Here is a 19,109-nt window from a genome sequence, read left to right as displayed (position 1 = left end):
CAGGAGGGAGCCTACGGACCGGCACTGACAGTGCCCACCGAGTTTTGGCCGGAGCCGGATCGTTCCACGGGGCGCGTGGGGTCGTAGCGCCGCATCGGCCGGTCGGCTGATGCCCCTTCGAGCGCGATGGGCGATGTGGCGGGCCCCCTCCCGCCGGGATGCTCGGGGCATGTCAGTCATCGAAGTCAGCGCACTGCGCAAGTCCTACGGCGGCAGGGACGTCGTCGACGGTGTCTCCTTCGCCGTCGAGGAGGGCGAGATCTTCGGGATCCTCGGCCCCAACGGTGCCGGCAAGACCACCACCGTCGAGTGCGTCGAGGGTCTGCGGATCCCCGACGCGGGCCGCGTCCGGGTCACCGGGCTCGACCCCGTCGCCGACCACGAGGCCGTCAGCCGTGTCCTGGGCGCCCAGCTCCAGGAGAGCGAACTGCAGGCCAAGCTCACCGTGCGCGAGGCGCTGGAGCTGTACGCCGCCTTCTACCCGCGCCCCGCCGACTGGCGTCCGCTCGCCGAACGTCTCGGCCTGTCCGAGCGGCTCGACACCCGGTTCGGGAAACTCAGCGGGGGCCAGAAGCAGCGCCTGTTCATCGCGCTCGCGCTGGTCGGCGACCCGAGGGTGGTGGTGCTCGACGAGCTGACCACCGGGCTGGACCCGCGGGCTCGTCGGGACACCTGGGAACTCATCGAGGACGTCCGCGCCCGCGGTGTCACGGTCCTGCTCGTCACCCACTTCATGGAGGAGGCGGAGCGGCTGTGCGACCGGATCGCGGTCGTCGACCGGGGGCGCGTGGCCGCGCTCGACACCCCCGCCGGACTGATCCGGCGCGCGAAGCGTTCCACCGTCATCGGATTCACCCCCTCGGCGCCGCTCGACGAGCGTGAGATCGCCGCCCTGCCCCACCTCGCCTCCGTCGTGCGCCAGGACGGCCGGATCACGCTCGGCGGCACCGACGAGACCGTCGACGCCGTCCTCACGCTGCTCGCCCGCCACCACATCACCGCCCATCAACTCCGCGTCACCGACGCCACGTTGGACGACGCCTTCCTCGATCTGACGGGAACGGAATCATGAACGCGACGGACGCGATGAAAACGACTGACGCGATGAACGCGACGAACGCGACGAACGCGACGTACGCGACGTACGCGACGGACACGGCGGGCGCGACGGCCTCCAGGCGTACGACGGCCGTGGCGGTGCTGCGGGCCGAGGCCCGCCTCTTCCGCCGCGAACCGGGCTCCCTCTTCTGGGTGATGGCCTTCCCCACCCTGCTCCTGGTGATCCTCGGCTCGATCCCCTCCTTCCGGACGGCGGACGACTCGCTGGGCGGCATCCGGCTGGTCGACGCGTACGTCCCGGTGACCGTGCTGATCGCGATGCTCATGGCGGGGGCGCAGGCCATGCCCCCGGTGATCACCGGCTATCGCGAACGCGGTGTCCTGCGGCGGATGTCGACCACCCCTGTCCGACCCGCCGCCCTCCTGTCGGCACAGATGGGCCTGCACGCGGCGGCGGCCCTGCTCTCCGCGCTGCTGTCGCTCGCGGTCGGCCGCCTCGCCTTCGACGTCACCCTGCCGCGCCAGGAACTCGGCTACGCCGTCGCCCTGCTGCTCGCCGTCGCGAGCTCCCTCGCCCTCGGCGCCGTCGTCTCGGCGTTCTCCGGCACCTCGAAGATCGCGAACGCCGTGGGCTCCGCGGTCTTCTTCCCGATGATGTTCTGCGCGGGGGTCTGGCTGCCGGTGCAGTCCATGCCCCACGCGCTCGCCCGGGTCGTCGAGGCCACCCCGTTCGGCGCCGCGGCACGGGCGCTGGGGCAGGCGGCGGCGGGTGACTGGCCGGGCTGGTCCCACCTCGGGGTCCTCGCGGCATGGACCGTGCTGCTGTCGGGCGCCGCCGCGCGCTGGTTCCGCTGGGAGTAGGGGAGGAGGGGCCGTGCAGACTGGGGACATGGACGCCGCGGACCGGCAGATCGAACGATGGCAGGACCAGTTCCACACCTGGGGTCCCTACGGGCTGCTCGTCGTGGGCACCCTCCTCGCGGTCACGACCAGCGACCTCACCGGGGGACCGGGCCCGTGGTGCGCGGCGGGGGCGCTGGTCGCCGCCGCGCTGGTGCTCCAGGTGTGGCACGGCCCGCGGCGCGGCCGCCGTACGCCGTCCCGCCGCGGGACCGTCTACTACGTCCTGCGCTGGGCGATCGCCTTCGGCCTCACCTGGCTGAACCCGTTCTTCGCCTTCTACGCCGTCGCCGGGTACTTCGACGCCGACGAGGTGCTCCCCGGAACGCGTCGGCAGCGGCTCGGCCTGTTCGCCACCTCCATCATGGTGGCGGGCTCGCAGTCCGGCGGCATGCCGATCCACGGCGTGACCCAGTGGGCGGTGTTCGCCGGACTCCTGGTCGCCAACAACGCGCTGCTGATGATCGGCACCCGGATCGCCCTCCAGGAGGAGCGGCGCTCCCGGGAACGCGCCGTCACCATCACCGAACTCGAGCACACCAACACCGCGTTGCAGCGGGCCCTCGACGAGAACGCCGCCCTGCACGCCCAACTCCTGGTGCAGGCGAGGGAGGCGGGCGTCGCCGACGAACGGCGCAGGCTGGCGGCCGAGATCCACGACACCATCGCCCAGGGCCTGACCGGCATCATCGCCCAGCTCCAGGTCGTCGCGAACACCCCCGACCCCGCGGCGGCGCGCGAACACCTCGGCCGCGCCTCGGACCTGGCCCGGCAGAGCCTCGGCGAGGCCCGCCGCTCCGTGCACAACCTCGCCCCGGTCGCCCTGGAGCACGACGGACTCCCGGAGGCGCTGGACAAGACCGTCGCGGAATGGGGCCGGCGCACCGGCGTCCGTTCGGAGTTCACGCTCACCGGCACGGCCGAGCACCTGCACGGGGAGGTGTCGGCGACGCTGCTGCGGATCGCCCAGGAGGCCCTGTCGAACGCGTCGCGCCACGCCCGTGCCGCCCGCCTCGGCGTCACCCTCTCCTTCATGGGCGACGAGGTGACCCTGGACGTACGCGACGACGGCCGCGGCTTCGACCCGGTGGCCGTCCCCGAGCGCACCGGCGGCGGCGGGTTCGGCCTCGACGGCATGCGGGCCCGCGCCGAGCGCATCGCCGGCTCGCTCACCGTCGAGTCGGAGCCCGGGCAGGGTACGGCGGTGTCGGCTCGCGTACCGTTGGTGCGCCATGAGCGATGACGCGATCACCCTTCTCATCGTCGACGACCATCCCGTCGTACGGGACGGGCTGCGCGGCATGTTCGAGTCCGCGCCGGGGTTCACGGTCCTCGGCGAGGCGGCCGACGGAGTGGCGGCGCTCGCCCTGGCGCAGGCCCTCGACCCGGACGTCGTCCTGATGGACCTGCGCATGCCGGGCGGCAACGGCGTCGCGGCCATCGCGGAGCTCACCCGCCGCGGCGCCCGTGCCCGGATCCTCGTGCTGACCACGTACGACACCGACTCCGACACGCTGCCCGCGATCGAGGCGGGCGCGACGGGCTATCTGCTCAAGGACGCCCCGCGGGACGAGCTCTTCACCGCTGTGCGCGCGGCGGCCGAGGGCCGCACGGTGCTCTCCCCGGCGGTGGCCTCCCGGCTGGTCTCGGCCGTACGCACCCCCACGGCCTCGCAGGACTCCCTCTCGGGCCGTGAGCGCGAGGTACTGGCCCTGGTCGCCAAGGGCACGTCGAACCGCGAGATCGCCCGTGCCCTGTTCATCAGCGAGGCCACGGTCAAGACCCACCTCACCCACCTGTACGCCAAACTGGGCGTCAACGACCGGGCGGCCGCGGTGGCGGTGGGCTACGAGCGGGGCATCCTCGGCTGACGGCCGCCCCGCGGTCCCCTTTGGCCCCCCGGGGTCCCCCGAGATCCCCTTTGGTCCCCCGAGGTCCCCGGCGGCACCCGGCCCGCTCACGCCGCCCGCCTGACACCACCGGCCCGCGTCACACCACCGGCCCGCGTCACTCGGCCACCCGCAGCAGCAGCACTGCCCGGGCCGGCACCGTGATCGTCACCCCCGCCCGGTGGACCACTCCCGGCGACGCGCTCTGGTCCTCCACCGAGGTGTCGACCACGACCTCGTAGCGCTGGGCCCACGGCGGCCCCGGCAGCACGAAGCCCGCCGGCCGGTCCCCGGCGTGCAGCACCGCGAGGAAGCTGTCGTCCACCACCGGCGCTCCCCGCGCGTCCCGCCCCGGTATGTCCCGCCCCGACAGATACATGCCCAGCGTCCCGGCCGGCGCGTACCAGTCGCGTTCGGTCATCTCCGCGCCGCGCGCGGTGAACCACGCCAGGTCCCGCAGCCCGTCCACGGAGTGCGCCCGGCCCGAGAAGAACGCCCGCCGCCGCAGCACCGGATGCCGGTGCCGCAGCGCGATCAGCCGGGACGTCAGGTCGAACAGGGCCCGCCAGCCCGGCTCCTCCAGCAGGCTCCAGTCGACCCAGCTGATCTCGTTGTCCTGGCAGTACGCGTTGTTGCTGCCGCGCTGCGTCCGCCCGAACTCGTCCCCGGCGACCAGCATCGGCACCCCGGTGGACAGCAGCAGCGTGGTCAGCAGGTTCCGCAACTGGCGTCGCCGCAGGGCCCGTACGCGCTCCTCGTCCGTCTCCCCCTCCACCCCGCAGTTCCAGGCCCGGTTGTCGTCCGTGCCGTCCCGGTTCCCCTCCCCGTTGGCCTCGTTGTGCTTGCGTTCGTAGGAGACGAGGTCCCGCAGGGTGAAACCGTCGTGCGCGGTCACGAAGTTCACGGACGCGTACGGCCGCCGTCCGCCCCACGCGTACAGGTCGCTGGACCCCGACAGCCGGTACCCCAGATCCCGTACGTCGGGCAGCGCGCCCCGCCAGAAGTCCCGCACCGCGTTGCGGTACCGGTCGTTCCACTCCGTCCACAGCGGCGGGAAGGCCCCCACCTGGTAGCCGCCCGATCCCACGTCCCACGGCTCCGCGATCAGCTTCACCCGCCGCAGCACCGGGTCCTGCGCGATGACGGCCAGGAACGGCGACAGCATGTCCACGTCGTGCATGGAGCGGGCCAGCGCCGCCGCCAGATCGAAACGGAAGCCGTCCACCCCCATCTCCGTCACCCAGTACCGCAGCGAGTCCGTGATCAGCCGCAGCACATGCGGCTGCACCACGTGCAGCGTGTTCCCGCACCCGGTGTAGTCCGCGTACCGCCGGGCGTCCGACTGGAGCCGGTAGTACCCCCGGTTGTCGATACCGCGCAGCGACAGCATCGGCCCCAGCTCGCCCGCCTCGGCGGTGTGGTTGTAGACCACGTCGAGGATCACCTCGATGCCGGCGGCGTGCAGCGCCCGCACCATCCGCTTGAACTCGCCCACCTGCCCGCCCGTCGTGCCGGAGGCGGCGTAGCCCGCGTGCGGGGCGAAGTAGCCGATCGAGTTGTAGCCCCAGTAGTTCTTCAGCCCCCGGCGCAGCAGATGGTCCTCGTGCGCGAACTGGTGCACCGGCAGCAGCTCCACGGCCGTGACCCCGAGCGCGACCAGGTGCTCGATCGCCGCGGGGTGCGCCAGCCCGGCGTACGTGCCGCGCAGCTCCTCGGGAATCCCCGGGTGCAGGCGGGTGAACCCCCGTACGTGCAGCTCGTAGATGACCGAGTCCGCCCACGGGGTCTTCGGGCGGTGGTCGTCCGACCAGTCGTCGTCGTCCTGGACGACGACGCCCTTCGGGACGTACGGCGCCGAGTCCCGGTCGTCCCGCACGGTGTCCGCGACCTGCTGCTGCGGCCAGTCGCGCACATGTCCGTAGACCTCCGGCGGCAGGCTGAAGTCGCCGTCCACGGCGCGGGCGTACGGGTCCAGGAGCAGCTTCGCCGGGTTCCAGCGGGCGCCGGTCCACGGGTCCCAGCGGCCGTGCACGCGATAGCCGTAGCGGCGGCCGGGCAGCACGCCGGGTACGAAGCCGTGCCAGATCTCGTGGGTCAGCTCGGTGAGCGGGACACGGGTCTCGTGGGCCGTGCCGTCCCGCTCGTCGAAGAGACAGAGCTCGACGGCCTCCGCCCCGCCCGCCCACAGCGCGAAGTTGGTACCGGCGACGCCGTCGGGACCGACCCGGAAGCGTGCCCCGAGCGGGGTCGGCGCACCGGGCCACACGGCCACCGCGGGAGCCGGGCGCCTGGACCCGTTCACCAGGGGCGCGGGCAGCACGCCGTCGGGCAGGCGTTTCTCGCGCACCCCGCTCTCGGGCGCGTGTCCTTCCCGCACACCGCCCTCGGGCGCGCGTCCTTCCCGCGCTTCGCCGTCGGGGGCGCGCCCCTCCTGCACTGCCTCCTGCTCGGCTGCGCTCGACACCGTTCAGCCTCCCGCGGCTCGGTGGGCGGCCCGAAGAGGAGCGCACGGCGTCCCGGCCGCGGCTCCTCGTCGCGTCGTCCTCCCCACTGTTCTGCCCAGAGCTTGGCTCGCACTCACGTTTCCCCGGAGGTGCGCGGTCGTTGGGCCCGCTGTACCGCACTTTCCGAGGGCGATCCCGTGCCCCCGGCCGGAAGGACACGAGGTTCGCGTGAGGCATACGACACTGGGCCCCCGGCGCGCGGGGGCCGCGCTGGCCGCCGCACTGACCTGGGCCGCACTGCTGGCCGGAGCCGCCGGCTGCACCTCGGGCACGATGGACGAGGTGCTCGGCAAGCCGCCCGCCGCCGAGGACGTCATCCAGGTGTCCCCGGCCGACGACAGCAAGGACGTACGACCGCGGGAGGAGCTGAAGGTACGGGTGCCGGACGGCCGGCTGGAGTCCGTGCGGGTCGTCAAGGACCAGGACGCCCAGGAGTCCGCGGTCCCCGGGCACCTCTCCGCCGACGGCCTGGCCTGGCAGCCCGACTCGCCCCGGCTCGCCCTGGGCGCCAGGTACACGGTGGACGCGGTGGCCCTCGACGGGCACGGACGGCGTACGGCGCGGCACACGACGTTCACCACGTTCGTACCCGAGGAACGGTTCATCGGCTACGTGACGCCGGAGAACCGGTCCACCGTCGGCACCGGCATGATCGTCTCACTGGAGTTCAACCGGGAGATCCGCAACCGGGCCGCCGTCGAGCGCGCGATCCACGTGGAGGCCAGCCCCGCCGTCGAGATCCGCCCGCACTGGTTCGGCAAGGACCGCCTCGACTTCCGGCCCGAGAAGTACTGGAAGGCGGGGACCGAGGTGACGGTCGACCTGCGTCTGCGCGACGTGGAGGGAGCGCCGGGCGTGTACGGACTCCAGTCCAGGGCCACCACCTTCACCGTGGGCCGCAGCCAGGTCTCCCTCGTCGACGCCGCCGACCACACCATGGAGGTCCGCCGGGACGGCGACCTCCTCACCACCGTGCCGATCACCGCGGGCTCCCCCGAGACCACGACCTACAACGGGAAGATGGTGGTCATGGAGATGCTGGAGGTGACCCGGATGAACAGCCGCACGGTCGGGTTCGGCGGCGAGTACGACATCCCCGACGTCCCGCACGCGATGCGCCTCACCGACTCCGGGACCTTCCTGCACGGCAACTACTGGTCGGGCGACGTCTTCGGCTCCACCAACGTCAGCCACGGCTGCGTCGGCCTGCGGGACGTGAAGGGCGGCGGCTCCGACACCCCCGCGGGCTGGTTCTTCGACCGCAGCCTCGTCGGCGACGTCGTCGAGGTCGTGCACAGCAAGGACAAGAAGGTCGCCCCCGACAACGGTCTCGGCGGATGGAACATGGACTGGGCGAAGTGGAAGGCCGGCGGCGCGGCGCGGTAGCCGCGGCGGGCGGGCACCGGGGCGCGAGCGGGCGGGGGGACGGACCGGAACCCAGCCCGCCCGCACACGGCCGAAGTTGGGACTGAACAGTGACAATCCCGGGGATCCATGGCTTGTGACCGTGTGATTAATTAGCGCGATACGCGCGGGGACGACGCGCTGGGGTGCGGGCCTGATCAGGCCGTGCGAGGGGAGAACGAACGTGAACGGGCGACCGATATCGGGGGCATCGGTTGGTGCGCGGACCCGGGGGAGCAAGGGAGTCCTGGCGCTGCTGCTGGGTGTGCTGCTGCTGGCCGTGACCGCCTGCGGCGGGGGAGGGAGTTCGGACTCCTCGGGCGAGGGCAAGGGCAAGAGCACCGGCAGCGCCGGGAAGGCGGACACCAAGGCCTCGCAGGCCGTGGTGACCATCGCGCCGAAGGACGGCAGCGACGGGGTGGCCACCAGCGGTGCCCTCAAGGTGACCGCGGCCAAGGGCAAGCTGACCGAGGTGAAGGTCGAGGACACCAAGGGCAAGGCGGTGGACGGGGCGATATCCGGCGCGGGCACCACCTGGACGCCCGCCACGCACCTCGCCGCAGCCACCAAGTACAAGGTCCACGCGGTGGCCAAGGACGCCGACGGCCGTGAGGCGGCCGAGGAGTCCGCGTTCACCACGCTGACCCCGAAGAACACCTTCGTGGGTCTCTTCACGCCCGAGGACGGTTCCACCGTCGGCGTCGGAATGCCCTTCTCGGTCCGCTTCACACGGGGCATCACGCACCCCGCGGACGTCGAGAAGGCGATCACGGTCAAGACCGTGCCGGCCGTGGACGTGCAGGGCCACTGGTTCGGCAACGACCGCCTCGACTTCCGTCCCGAGCAGTACTGGAAGGCCGGCACGAAGGTCACCGTCACGCTCAACCTGGACGGTGTCGAGGGCCGGCCCGGGGTCTACGGCAAGCAGGCCAAGACGGTGGCGTTCACCATCGGCCGCAGCCAGGTCTCCACCGTCGACGCGAAGACCCACAAGATGGTCGTCAAGCGCGACGGCAAGGTCATCAAGACCATCCCGATCACCACGGGCAAGCCGGGCTACGACACCTGGAACGGCCAGATGGTGATCAGCGAGCAGCTCCGGGTGACCCGGATGAACGGCGAGACGGTCGGCTACGGCGGCGAGTACGACATCAAGGACGTGCCGGACGCCCAGCGCCTGACCGACTCCGGCACCTTCATCCACGGCAACTACTGGGGCGGCGACGCCTTCGGCAACTACAACGCCAGCCACGGCTGCGTGGGCCTGCGCGACGTCCGCGGCGGCGGCGACCGCAGCGCGCCCGCCGCCTGGTTCTTCGACCACTCGATCACCGGTGACGTGGTGGTCGTCAAGCGCTCCAACGACCGTACGGTCGCCCCGGACAACGGCCTCAACGGCTGGAACATGTCCTGGGAGAAGTGGACCGCCTGACCGTCCCTCCCGTCCTCGGCACGGGCCCGGTGCGCTGTGACCCAGCACACCGGGCCCGTTGTCGTTAGCGCGCGTTAACCTGCCTGCATGACTGTGCATCTCGAAGTGGCCGAAGGCGTCGGCACCATCCGCCTGGACCGCCCTCCCATGAACGCGCTGGACGTCGCCACGCAGGACCGGCTCAAGGAGCTCGCCGAGGAGGTCACACGGCGTACGGACGTACGCGCGGTGGTCATCCACGGCGGGGAGAAGGTGTTCGCGGCGGGCGCGGACATCAAGGAGATGCAGGCCATGGACCACGCGGCGATGATCGTCAGGTCCCGGGCCCTGCAAGACTCCTTCAGCGCCGTGGCCCGCATCCCCAAGCCCGTCGTCGCGGCCGTCACCGGGTACGCGCTCGGCGGCGGCTGCGAGTTGGCGCTCTGCGCGGACTTCCGCATCGCCGCGGACGACGCCAAGCTCGGGCAGCCGGAGATCCTGCTCGGCCTGATCCCCGGCGCCGGCGGCACACAGCGCCTCTCCCGTCTGATCGGCCCCTCCAAGGCGAAGGACCTCATCTTCACGGGCCGGATGGTGAAGGCCGAAGAGGCGCTCTCGCTCGGGCTGGTTGACCGGATCGTCCCCGCCGCCGACGTGTACACCGAGGCGCACACCTGGGCCGCGAAGCTGGCGCAGGGACCCGCCATCGCGCTCCGCGCGGCCAAGGAGTCGATCGACACGGGCCTGGAGACGGACCTGGAGACCGGACTCGCGGTGGAACGGAACTGGTTCGCGGGCCTGTTCGCGACGGAGGACCGTGAGCGCGGGATGCGCAGCTTCGTCGAGGAGGGTCCGGGCAAGGCGAAGTTCCTCTGACCGAACGCGTCCGGCCGCGCGGAAAATCACCCGTCAAGTTCGGCTGATCCACTTGCAGTTGACTCGGTGTCTTACCCGGTGTCCCCCGAAGGGCTGGATTATGCGGTCCTTAAGGCAGCCTTAAGGCTGCCTTGCGGGGGACCCCCGGCGATTGCCCCCCGCGGCGCGGTCGTAGCAGGTGGGACGGGCTGTGATGTGCTCCGAACTGCCCCTGGCATATGCCGATCGGCTGGTGTGGAACGAGGGCTTCCGGGGGGCGTATTCCTCCGGAACGGCCCCCGGACGTGGCCTGGGCGGCCATGATGGGGGCATGGCGGGGCTGGAGGGTATGGAACAGCCGCGGCGGCACGTGAGTGCGACCGCGGCGCGCTGGTCGCCTGCGGTCGAGGACGAACGGGCGCTGAAGGCGCTCGAGTTGTTCGGCAACCCGACGGAGGCGGAGGTGCCGCTGCCGTCCCGCCCCGAATCCGCGGCCACCGCGCGCCGGCTCACCCAGGTCGTCGTCCTCCGCCAGTGGGGGCTCTCCCCGAAGATGACCGAGGACGCCGTCTTACTCGTCTCCGAACTCGTCGGCAATGCCGTACGGCACACCGGCGCCCGCGTCTTCGGGCTGCGGTTGCGGCGGCGCCGGGGCTGGATCCGGGTCGAGGTGCGCGACCCCTCCCGGGGACTGCCCTGTCTCATGCCGGTCCAGGAGATGGACCTGAGCGGCCGTGGCCTCTTCCTCGTCGACAAGCTCTCCGACCGCTGGGGCGTCGACCTCCTGCCCCGCGGCAAGACGACCTGGTTCGAGATGCGCGTCGCCGACCGCTGACCGTCGCGGAGTTCCGGGCGCCGCGGGCACGGACGCGAGCCCGGTGCCGGTGCCGCGACCCGCACCCCGCCCACCGGTCCAATCGCCCGTTTTCTTACCCTTACGCCCTTAAATGGTGCGGGTGACCACGCCCGCCCGTCCCCCTCAGCACCCCACCGAAGAGAGCGACACGCGTGCCGCGCCGGACCGGCGTGCGGCGCTGCGTTCGGGTGTCGCACTCGCGGCCGGGACCCTCGCCGCCGGGACGCTCAGCGCCGGCTGCGCCACGCCCGGCGCCGCCGCCCACCCGGCCGCCGCGTCCCGCACACCGCCGGCCACGTCCCCGGCCGCGCTCCCCGCCGCACCCGCGCCCCGGCGGTTCCCGCGACAGCCGGCCGAGATCACCCACGGCCCCCGCGACCGGCCCAGGGTCGCCCTCACCTTCCACGGTCAGGGCGACCCGGCCGTCGCGAGGACCCTGCTCGGCGAGGCCGAGAAGAGCGGCGCCCGGGTCACGGTGCTCGCGGTGGGGACCTGGCTGGACGAACACCCGGACCTGGCGAGGCGCATCCTCGACGGCGGCCACGACCTCGGCAACCACACCCTGCGCCACCTCGACATCAACGCGATGTCCGAGGCGGACGCCGACGCGGAGATCCGGGGCTGCGCGGAGCGGCTGCGCCGGCTCACCGGATCCATCGGCACCTGGTTCCGGCCCTCCCGCACCCCCCGCGCCTCCCCGGCCGTCGAACGGCTCGCCCGCGGCGCGGGCTACCCGCACGTCCTCTCCTACGACCTCGACTCGCTCGACTACACCTCGCCGGGCGCCCCCGCCGTCACCCGCCAGGTTCTCGGCGGGATCCGCAACGGATCCGTGGTGAGCCTGCACTTCGGGTACGCGGACACGGTCGCCGCGCTTCCCGCCGTCCTGGAAGAACTCGGCCGTCGCGGTCTGCGCGCGGTCACCACCACGGAGCTGCTGAGCTGATGCACCGCAACCGCAACCACCTCCGGCGCGCCCTGATCGCGGGCGCCGTGCTCGCCGCCCTCGCGGGCTGCAGCGGCGAGCCGAAGGACCACGCGAACCACGCCGCCGGTACCCAGGCCGCCGTCCGTCCGGCCCAGCCGAGGATGCCGGACGGCCTGCCCGGCATGCCTCCCGTGCTGGACCCGAAGGACGTCTACGCCGCGGACCGCGCGAACCAGCTGTCCCCGGTGGTCAAGGACTTCCCGTCCCGCGTCTACGTGCCCAACACCAACTCCAACACGGTCTCCGTCATCGACCCGGCGACGTACAAGGTCATCAAGACGATCCGGGTCGGGGTCCAGCCCCAGCACGTCGTGCCCTCCTGGGACATGAAGACCCTCTGGGTCAACAACGACCGGGGCAACTCCCTCACCCCCATCGACCCGAGGACCGGCAAGGCCGGCAAGTCCGTCGCCGTGCACGACCCCTACAACCTGTACTTCACGCCGAACGGCAAGTACGCGATCGTCATGGCCTCCCTCGACCGCGAGCTGGTCTTCCGCGACGCGCACACCATGGAACGCAGGAAGACCGAACCGGTCAGCTGCTACGGCGTCAACCACGCCGACTTCTCGCCCGACGGCCGCTCCTTCGTCGTGTCGTGCGAGTTCAGCGGTGAGCTGCTCAAGGTCGACACCGAGAAGATGAAGGTCGTCGCACAGCAGAAGCTCCCCTTCCGCGGCGCCATGCCGCAGGACGTGAAGATCTCCCCGGACGGAAAGAAGTACTACGTCGCGGACATGGTGGCCGACGGGGTGTGGGTCCTGGACGCGGCCGGCTTCGGCAAGCCGACGCTGCTGCACACCGGCAAGGGCTGCCACGGTCTGTACGTCAGCCGCGACTCCCGGGAGATGTACATCTCCAACCGGGGCGAGGGGACGATCTCCGTCTTCGACTTCGCCCGGAACAAGCTGACCAAGAAGTGGCGGCTGCCGGGCGGCGGCAGCCCCGACATGGGCGGTGTCTCGGCCGACGGCAAGGTGCTGTGGCTGTCGGGGCGCTACAACTCCGAGGTGTACGCCATCGACACGGGCTCCGGGAAGCAGCTGGCCCGCATCCCGGTCGGCAGCGGCCCGCACGGCCTGGCCGTCTACCCGCAGCCGGGCCGCTACTCGCTCGGCCACACCGGCATCTTCCGCTGACCCGAACCCACCCGAGGGCTGTCCCGTGATCCCCGGCGGGCGCACGACGACAGCTACGGCACCTCGCCGCGTTGTCGGATCGCCCGAGTACACCCAGTACGAGGACGACCCTCCGCCTTGCGATGCGCCGCATCCGACGCCGCGCGCTGATCCGCCGGGGATCACGGGACAGCCCTCAGGCCCCTCGTGAGCAGCGCATCGTCGCCCGCCGGGCGGTAGCCCGCCTCCGCCGCGAACGACCGGGGCGCCCGCCACCGGGAGTTGCTCCTGCCGGCGCGGGGCCCGGGAACCCTGCCCGCGCCCGGCGAGGAGTTCGCGTGGGTGGTCGCCGCACCGCGCGGCCTGCCCGCCCGTTAATCTGACCTCCGTACACACGGCAGTAATGCACTACGAAGGGGCGGATCGGTGGCGGACATCGAGGAAGCACGCAAGCAGTTCGAGCGGATCGATACGGATGGTGACGGTTTCATCACCGCGGCCGAGTTCAAGAGCGCCCTCGCCCAGGGCGGCGACTGGAACGTCACCGAGTCGGTGGCGGAGGCCGTCATCGCCACCCGCGACCTCAACGGCGACAAGGTCCTCTCGTTCGACGAGTTCTGGACCCACCTGAACAAGTGACGTACGCGCGGGGGCGTCCACCGGTGATCCGGCGGGCGCCCCTGTGTCATGCCCCGGGACGATGGATTCAGGCCACCGGTCACCGTGCCGACGAAGCCAGGAGGGTGAAACCACGGGGACGCTCACCCGAGTGCCGTACGTCTCCGGAATACCCTTCCCCGCTCCCGGGTTGATGCTCGCCATCAGGAGCATCAACCTCTGAAGGGCCTGGCACTCATGAAGATCGGCATCATCGGCGCAGGCAACATCGGCGGCAACCTCACCCGGCGGCTGACGGCCCTCGGGCACGACGTCTCCGTCGCGAACTCCCGCGGTCCCGAGACCCTGACCGCGCTCGCCGAGGAGACCGGGGCGACGCCCGTCACGGTCGGGGAGGCGGCGCGCGGTGCCGAGGTGGTCGTGGTCACGGTCCCGCTGAAGTCCGTCCCCGACCTGCCGTCCGGTGTGCTGGACGGGGCGGCGGACGGGGTCGCCGTCATCGACACCGGCAACTACTACCCGCAGCAGCGGGACGGCAGGATCGCCGGGATCGAGGACGGCGGCCTGACGGAGAGCCGCTGGACGTCCCAGCAGATCGGCCACCCCGTCGTGAAGGCGTTCAACGGCACGTTCGCGCAGGACATCCTGGACCGGCACCGCCCGGCGGGCGACCCCGACCGCATGGCCCTGCCGGTGGCCGGCGACGACGAGACCGCCAAGCGGGTCGTACGTGACCTCATCGACGAACTCGGCTTCGACACGGTCGACGCGGGCGGCATCGACGAATCCTGGCGCCAGCAGCCCGGCACCCCGGTGTACGGCCTCCAGAAGGGCCTCGACGCGGTGACCAAGGCACTGGCCGAGGCGTCCGCGGAGCGCCCGGCGGACTTCCGCGGCTGACGTTCCTCGCGTCCTCGGCGCCGGCCGTCCGGCGCCGGGCCGGCCGCGCCCCCCCCCCGCGCGGGCTCGGCCGTGCGACGGACGCGGGGCCGAACCGGCCTTCGCCGCCGGCGACGAGGAGCTCGTGCGCGGACGCGCTCCTCGGACGCGGCGTAGCTCAGCCGGTCTTCGGTCCGCGCGATCCGCGCGACCGGCTGAACCGGCGCATGAGCGGGGCCTCGACCGTGGAGTAGAGGACCCACGACAGCAGGACCGTGACGGCGGCGGTGCCCAGCAGCATCGCGAAGCCGGCCGTGTCGGAGTACATGTGCTGCATGCCCAGCTCCTTGCGCAGCGTGGACAGCGCCGTGTAGTGCAACAGGTAGAAGGCGAAGGAGATCTCGCCCAGCCAGACCATCGTGCGATTGCGGAACAGGGTGAAGCGGCCCTCGATGTCCGCGGTCGCCGTGGCCGCGATCAGCAGCACGATCGGCAGGATCATCGCGGCGCGCTGGCCGTAGAGGTAGGGCACGTGGAAGGTCAGCACATAGCCGCCGGCCAGCAGCAGGCTCGACCAGATCATGCCGATGTTGCGCCAGCGGCCGTGCCGCACCGCGAGCGCCACCAGGATGCCGAGGGCGAAGTCGACCATCCGGACCGGGGGCAGCACGTAGGCGAACCAGTACTGCGAGACCGAGAGGACCTGGCCGCTGGGCACCCGAGGGGTCTTGGGGAACAGGGCGTACGCCAGGGCGGGGGTGGCCACCACCGCGGCGATCGCCCCGGCGATCCAGTACTTCAGGTGACGGGGGTCGATGCGCCGGAAGAAGTGCAGCAGCAGCGGGAAGCACAGGTAGAAGACCGCCTCCACCGCCAGCGACCAACTCGGTGAGTCCACACTGAAGTTGGTGAAGTAGCTGGGCACCCACACCTGGACCATGAAGAGGTTGCCGACGGCGACGCGGGTGGAGGTGTAGGAACCGGCGAAGAGCAGCATGGCGAGGGCCCAGGCGACCACGTAGACCGGGTAGATCTTGACGAACCGGCGCCGCCAGAACGCCGTCGTGGTGTCGCTGTCCCGCGCCGACCAGGTCAGGACGAACCCGCTGAGTACGAAGAAGAACGCCACGCCGAGGCCGCCGGCCTGCCCGAACCAGTCGGCGAGACGGTACTCGGTGCGGTCGTCGGCGAGCAGTCGCAGCGGGGGGATGGGGAGGAAGGCGTGGTGGGCGAAGACGGCGAGCGCGGCGGGGAACCGCAGGCCGGTGAGGGACGGCAGCCGGGCGGGGCGGGGGCGTTCCGGTTCCGCGGCTGCGCCGCCCTCAGCGGCCGGCGCGGAGCCGGTCAGAACTTGATCAGTGGCCATGGGATCTCCGTTGTCGGGCCGTTCTCGGGGAGTCCTGCGGTGTCCGGTCCCGCACGAGGGGGAGGAGACCGGGTCGGTACGGCGCACGGTGGAGGGGCTTGGCCGGCCCGGTCGTGCGCGTCGACGCGCAGCGGCCGAGACCGTCCGTCACCCTGCTCTCCTGCGCTTCTCCGGTGGGGAGTTACACCGCTTTTTGTACAGTCGCGTGCTAGTGGCGCACTCAAGAGCCAGGAGTGGACCGAGCGGACCGTGGTGGCGTCGCGCTCGGCTCGGCCGGTGGGCCGGCCCCACGTCGGATACGCGTGCCGGTGACCCGGCCGATGGCCCGTGCCGCCGTGGTCGCCCCGGCCGGTGTGCGGGGCGGCGGGGACGCACGGGGGCGGGAACCGTCCCCGGGGCGGGGGGGGGGGGGCGGGGCGCGGGGCCGGGCGGGGGGCCCCCCCCCCCGCGCGCGCCGGGGGCCCGCCCCCCCCCCCCCGGGGGCCCGGGGGGGGGCCCCCCCCGGGGCCCGGTGACCTGCGCGTCGGTGACGCACGGGTGCGTGAACCGTCCGCTGTCCGCTGTGCGGGTGCGCTCCCGCGGGAAGTCGTGCGCCGGTGGCCTCCCCGGCCTGCCGACGTGACCGCCCCATGGCCCGACGCGGGAGCGCGGAGGCTCAGTAGCGGACGTCGCTCTGGACGAGCGGCGGATACACGGTGGACGGGTGACCGTCGACGGTGGTGCCCGCGAACTGCAGCATCGTCCGCAGGGCGCCGTGCATCGGCGCCGGGTAGTCCAGCTCCGGAGCCGACACCTCGTCCAGCCGTCGTAGTTGTCCGGCGGTGAGCGTCACCTCCAGGCCGGCGAGGTTGTTCTCCAGATGGTCGACGCGCCGGGCGCCCAGAATGGGGACGACGGTCCCCTCGCGGGCCCGCAGCCAGGCCAGCGACACCGCCGCCGAGGTGGTGCCGAGTTCGTCGGCGACCGCGGCCACCCCGTCGATGACGAGGTACTCGTCCTCGCCGGGGCCGCCGACGAAGGCCGTACGCGCGGAGTCGGTGACCTGGGTGTCCCGCCGGTACTTGCCGGAGAGGAAGCCGTTCCTGAGCGGGCTCCACGGCACCAGCGCCATGCCCTGGTCCCGTGCGAGCGGGGCGAGTTCACCCTCGACGGTGCGGGCCAGCAGCGAGTACTCGACCTGCAACGCGATCAGCGGACTCCAGCCCTTCAGCAACGCCGTCGTCTGGGCCTGGGCGGTCACCCAGGCAGGGGTGTTGGAGAAGCCGATGTAGCGGATCTTGCCGGCGGTCACCAGGTCGTCGAGGACGCGCAGCGTCTCCTCGATCGGGGTGTGCCGGTCCCAGTTGTGCAGCCAGTACAGGTCGAGATGGTCGGTGCGCAGACGGCGGAGGCTCTCGTCGAGCTGGGCGATCACCGACCTGCGGCCCGCTCCGCCCCCGTTGGGATCGCCGGGGAAGAGGTTGGTGAAGAACTTCGACGCCAGCACGACGCGCTCGCGCAGTCCGGGACGCGCGGCGAAGAAGTCGCCGAGGATCTTTTCGGAATGGCCGTTGGTGTAGAAGTTCGCGGTGTCGACGAAGTTCCCGCCCTGGTCGAGGTAGGTCGCCAGGATCTTCTCGGACTCCTCGACGCTGCATCCGGCGCCCCCGGGGTCCTCTCCGAAGGTCATCGCGCCGAGGGCGAACGGGCTGACCCGCAGCCCCGACCGGCCGAGGGTGACGTAGTGGTCGAGCGGCATGGCTGTGCTCCTGTGGGTGTCGCGAAGGGGATCCGTATCTGCTCACCACCATCGAAACGCGAACGGCAGGGGCCGGGGTAGGCCGATCCGCGCGGGTGCTTGCACGATCCTCTTCGCCGCGCCCCGACCGGGCCTGCCCGGCGGTGTCCGGGAGGCTTCCGTGGCGGGTGCGCCCTCCACCGGGCCGCCGGGCGGGGTCCGTCTCGTCAGCTGCCGCTGAGTATCGTGCGTGGCAGTGACGCGCCGCGGTGTTCGTTGCAGTCGGCCGGTGGCTGGTCGCCGGCGACGGGCCACGCCTGGTGGGACTGGAGGGCGACGCTCACCAGGGTCAGGAGCAGATGGATGTCGGCGTCGACTTCGAGCCGTAGGGTCACCCAGCGTGAACCGGGGACCATCCGGACCGCGGTGGCGCCCTTGAGGTGATCCTCGTAGCGGCGGATGGCACGGGCCGTCAGGTGCAGGTCGACCTCGTGATCGGAGTGGAAGTGCACGATCTCGGCCCGGGCCGAGCGCAGTGCCCGCCCCGTGCCGCAGCTCGGCCGGTCCTCCGAGAGGTCCGGCCAGGCCGCCAGTTGCGTCAAGGCACGCAAGGCCAACGTCATGCCTCCATCATGACCAGATCATCGCCCGGCCACCAGGACTTGGGGATGCCGTAACTGAGTTGTGGTCTGCGCGGATCGGGGCATATCGGGGCAGAAGCAAGGGGGATTCGTGGCTGACGGGAAGGGCGGCTCCCCGCTCCGGGCGAAGGAACGGTGACGCCGCCGGCGGCGGAGTGTCAGGCCATCCAGAAGAAGACCGCGGTCATCCGCTTGTCCTCGATGGTGGTGCCCGCGTAGCCGGTCGCGCTGTGCATCAGGTTGGCGTTGTACAGCAGCAGCCGGTTGTAGCGATGCGGCACCCGGACGTCCTCGACGAACGAGTCCGGCGGTACGAAGCGTGTCCCCAGCGCCTCGACGAGATTGTTGTGCGGCGCCGCCACCACGTTGCCGCCGAGGCGGCCGCCGGGCAGGTTCTGCCGGTAGAAGCTCGTCCCGCAGTCCTTGGGCGCGGCCGGGTTGAGATACAGCACCGCGGCGTACCGGCACAGCGCCCGGGAGTCGGTGTGCGGGCGCGGCTCGCCCTCGTCCTTGCCGACCACCTGGATGCAGTTGTGGTTGAGGGTGGCCCCGGAGGCCGTCGCCTGCTGCCACAGCTCCCGAGCTCCGGTGGCCTTCTTCACCAGCCGCTCCACGCGGGCGAGTTCGTCCGGTTCGAGCCCCGGCATCGTGCGCAGGCCCGGCCAGCTCTCCGAGGTGTACGGGTGACCCTTGACCCAGTCGTCCTTCGCGAGACAACGGGCCCGGACGGCTTCCACGTCGGGGAGGACGTCGTCGAGAACCCAGTAGTCCCGGTCGCGGGTCGGTTTCCGGTAGGGGAGTACGGGCAGAGCGGCAGGCCGTGGGGGGTGTGGGGACATGCGGCAGACCCTAGTGGCGGCGCCGGTCACCACTGGCCAAGGAATTGGTCAACAGTCTGTCAACT

At 71.9% G+C, this 19,109-nt stretch carries 16 protein-coding genes and 1 pseudogene; 12 read left to right on the top strand and 5 right to left on the bottom strand.

The window, feature by feature from the left end; translation table 11 throughout:
- The first annotated feature begins 169 nt into the window (after positions 1-169).
- The 4 genes from ACFV2J_RS13755 to ACFV2J_RS13740 are packed head-to-tail and all read left to right on the top strand — an operon-like array spanning position 170 to position 3,830.
- Positions 170-1,072 carry an ABC transporter ATP-binding protein gene (locus tag ACFV2J_RS13755; protein WP_385085678.1) on the top strand — a complete coding sequence of 301 codons (903 nt, stop codon included), beginning with the start codon at positions 170-172 and terminating at the stop codon, positions 1,070-1,072.
- Between the two features lie 32 nt (positions 1,073-1,104).
- Positions 1,105-1,920, top strand: a complete 816-nt coding sequence (locus tag ACFV2J_RS13750) for an ABC transporter permease (protein ID WP_385085694.1) — start codon at positions 1,105-1,107, stop codon at positions 1,918-1,920.
- Between the two features lie 28 nt (positions 1,921-1,948).
- The gene (locus ACFV2J_RS13745) at positions 1,949-3,202 is read left to right on the top strand and encodes a sensor histidine kinase (RefSeq protein WP_385438706.1); all 1,254 of its coding nucleotides are present in this window, start codon (positions 1,949-1,951) and stop codon (positions 3,200-3,202) included.
- Positions 3,192-3,830, top strand: a complete 639-nt coding sequence (locus tag ACFV2J_RS13740; RefSeq protein WP_385085676.1) for a response regulator — start codon at positions 3,192-3,194, stop codon at positions 3,828-3,830. Before ACFV2J_RS13745 ends, ACFV2J_RS13740 begins: the two co-directional genes overlap by 11 nt.
- 136 nt (positions 3,831-3,966) lie before the next feature.
- On the opposite strand, the gene glgX is transcribed toward ACFV2J_RS13740, so the two are convergent.
- Positions 3,967-6,312 carry a glycogen debranching protein GlgX gene (glgX, locus tag ACFV2J_RS13735; RefSeq protein WP_385438651.1) on the bottom strand — a complete coding sequence of 782 codons (2,346 nt, stop codon included), beginning with the start codon at positions 6,310-6,312 and terminating at the stop codon, positions 3,967-3,969.
- A gap of 208 nt (positions 6,313-6,520) precedes the next feature.
- Between glgX and ACFV2J_RS13730 the strand changes: the two genes are divergently transcribed.
- The 8 genes and pseudogenes from ACFV2J_RS13730 to ACFV2J_RS13695 form a co-directional block, all read left to right on the top strand.
- Positions 6,521-7,738 carry an Ig-like domain-containing protein gene (locus ACFV2J_RS13730; protein ID WP_385085672.1) on the top strand — a complete coding sequence of 406 codons (1,218 nt, stop codon included), beginning with the start codon at positions 6,521-6,523 and terminating at the stop codon, positions 7,736-7,738.
- Between the two features lie 202 nt (positions 7,739-7,940).
- Positions 7,941-9,188, top strand: a complete 1,248-nt coding sequence (locus tag ACFV2J_RS13725) for an Ig-like domain-containing protein (RefSeq protein WP_385085670.1) — start codon at positions 7,941-7,943, stop codon at positions 9,186-9,188.
- A gap of 87 nt (positions 9,189-9,275) precedes the next feature.
- Positions 9,276-10,043 carry an enoyl-CoA hydratase/isomerase family protein gene (locus ACFV2J_RS13720; RefSeq protein WP_385085668.1) on the top strand — a complete coding sequence of 256 codons (768 nt, stop codon included), beginning with the start codon at positions 9,276-9,278 and terminating at the stop codon, positions 10,041-10,043.
- A 310-nt stretch (positions 10,044-10,353) separates the two neighbouring features.
- Positions 10,354-10,857 (top strand): ATP-binding protein, encoded by a 504-nt coding sequence (locus tag ACFV2J_RS13715; RefSeq protein WP_385085666.1) that lies wholly within the window; start codon positions 10,354-10,356, stop codon positions 10,855-10,857.
- A 112-nt stretch (positions 10,858-10,969) separates the two neighbouring features.
- Positions 10,970-11,824: a polysaccharide deacetylase family protein gene (locus tag ACFV2J_RS13710; RefSeq protein ID WP_385085664.1), complete on the top strand. Its 855-nt coding sequence runs from the start codon at positions 10,970-10,972 to the stop codon at positions 11,822-11,824.
- The gene (locus ACFV2J_RS13705; protein ID WP_385085662.1) at positions 11,824-13,005 is read left to right on the top strand and encodes a YncE family protein; all 1,182 of its coding nucleotides are present in this window, start codon (positions 11,824-11,826) and stop codon (positions 13,003-13,005) included. The genes ACFV2J_RS13710 and ACFV2J_RS13705 overlap by 1 nt, the downstream gene beginning before the upstream one ends.
- A 405-nt stretch (positions 13,006-13,410) precedes the next feature.
- Positions 13,411-13,623 carry an EF-hand domain-containing protein gene (locus ACFV2J_RS13700; protein WP_148010556.1) on the top strand — a complete coding sequence of 71 codons (213 nt, stop codon included), beginning with the start codon at positions 13,411-13,413 and terminating at the stop codon, positions 13,621-13,623.
- Between the two features lie 189 nt (positions 13,624-13,812).
- Positions 13,813-14,502 (top strand): annotated as a pseudogene (locus ACFV2J_RS13695) (NADPH-dependent F420 reductase); the annotation flags it as partial.
- 157 nt (positions 14,503-14,659) lie between these two features.
- On the opposite strand, the gene ACFV2J_RS13690 reads toward ACFV2J_RS13695, so the two are convergent.
- From ACFV2J_RS13690 to ACFV2J_RS13675, 4 genes are all read right to left on the bottom strand, one after another.
- Positions 14,660-15,847, bottom strand: a complete 1,188-nt coding sequence (locus ACFV2J_RS13690; RefSeq protein WP_385090702.1) for an acyltransferase family protein — start codon at positions 15,845-15,847, stop codon at positions 14,660-14,662.
- Between the two features lie 655 nt (positions 15,848-16,502).
- A complete protein-coding gene (locus ACFV2J_RS13685) occupies positions 16,503-17,585 on the bottom strand; it encodes an aldo/keto reductase (protein ID WP_385090705.1) in 1,083 nt (360 codons plus the stop codon).
- A 206-nt stretch (positions 17,586-17,791) separates the two neighbouring features.
- Positions 17,792-18,187, bottom strand: coding sequence for a luciferase family protein (locus ACFV2J_RS13680; protein WP_385090708.1), 396 nt, complete (start codon positions 18,185-18,187; stop codon positions 17,792-17,794).
- 176 nt (positions 18,188-18,363) lie between these two features.
- The gene (locus ACFV2J_RS13675; protein WP_385090711.1) at positions 18,364-19,044 is read right to left on the bottom strand and encodes a DUF6445 family protein; all 681 of its coding nucleotides are present in this window, start codon (positions 19,042-19,044) and stop codon (positions 18,364-18,366) included.
- Positions 19,045-19,109: the final 65 nt, after the last annotated feature.

The organism is Streptomyces sp. NPDC059668, from assembly GCF_042734135.1.
Taxonomy (GTDB): domain Bacteria; phylum Actinomycetota; class Actinomycetes; order Streptomycetales; family Streptomycetaceae; genus Streptomyces.
Note: the sequence above shows the minus strand (reverse complement) of the source record. Positions and strands in the feature narration are given on the sequence as shown.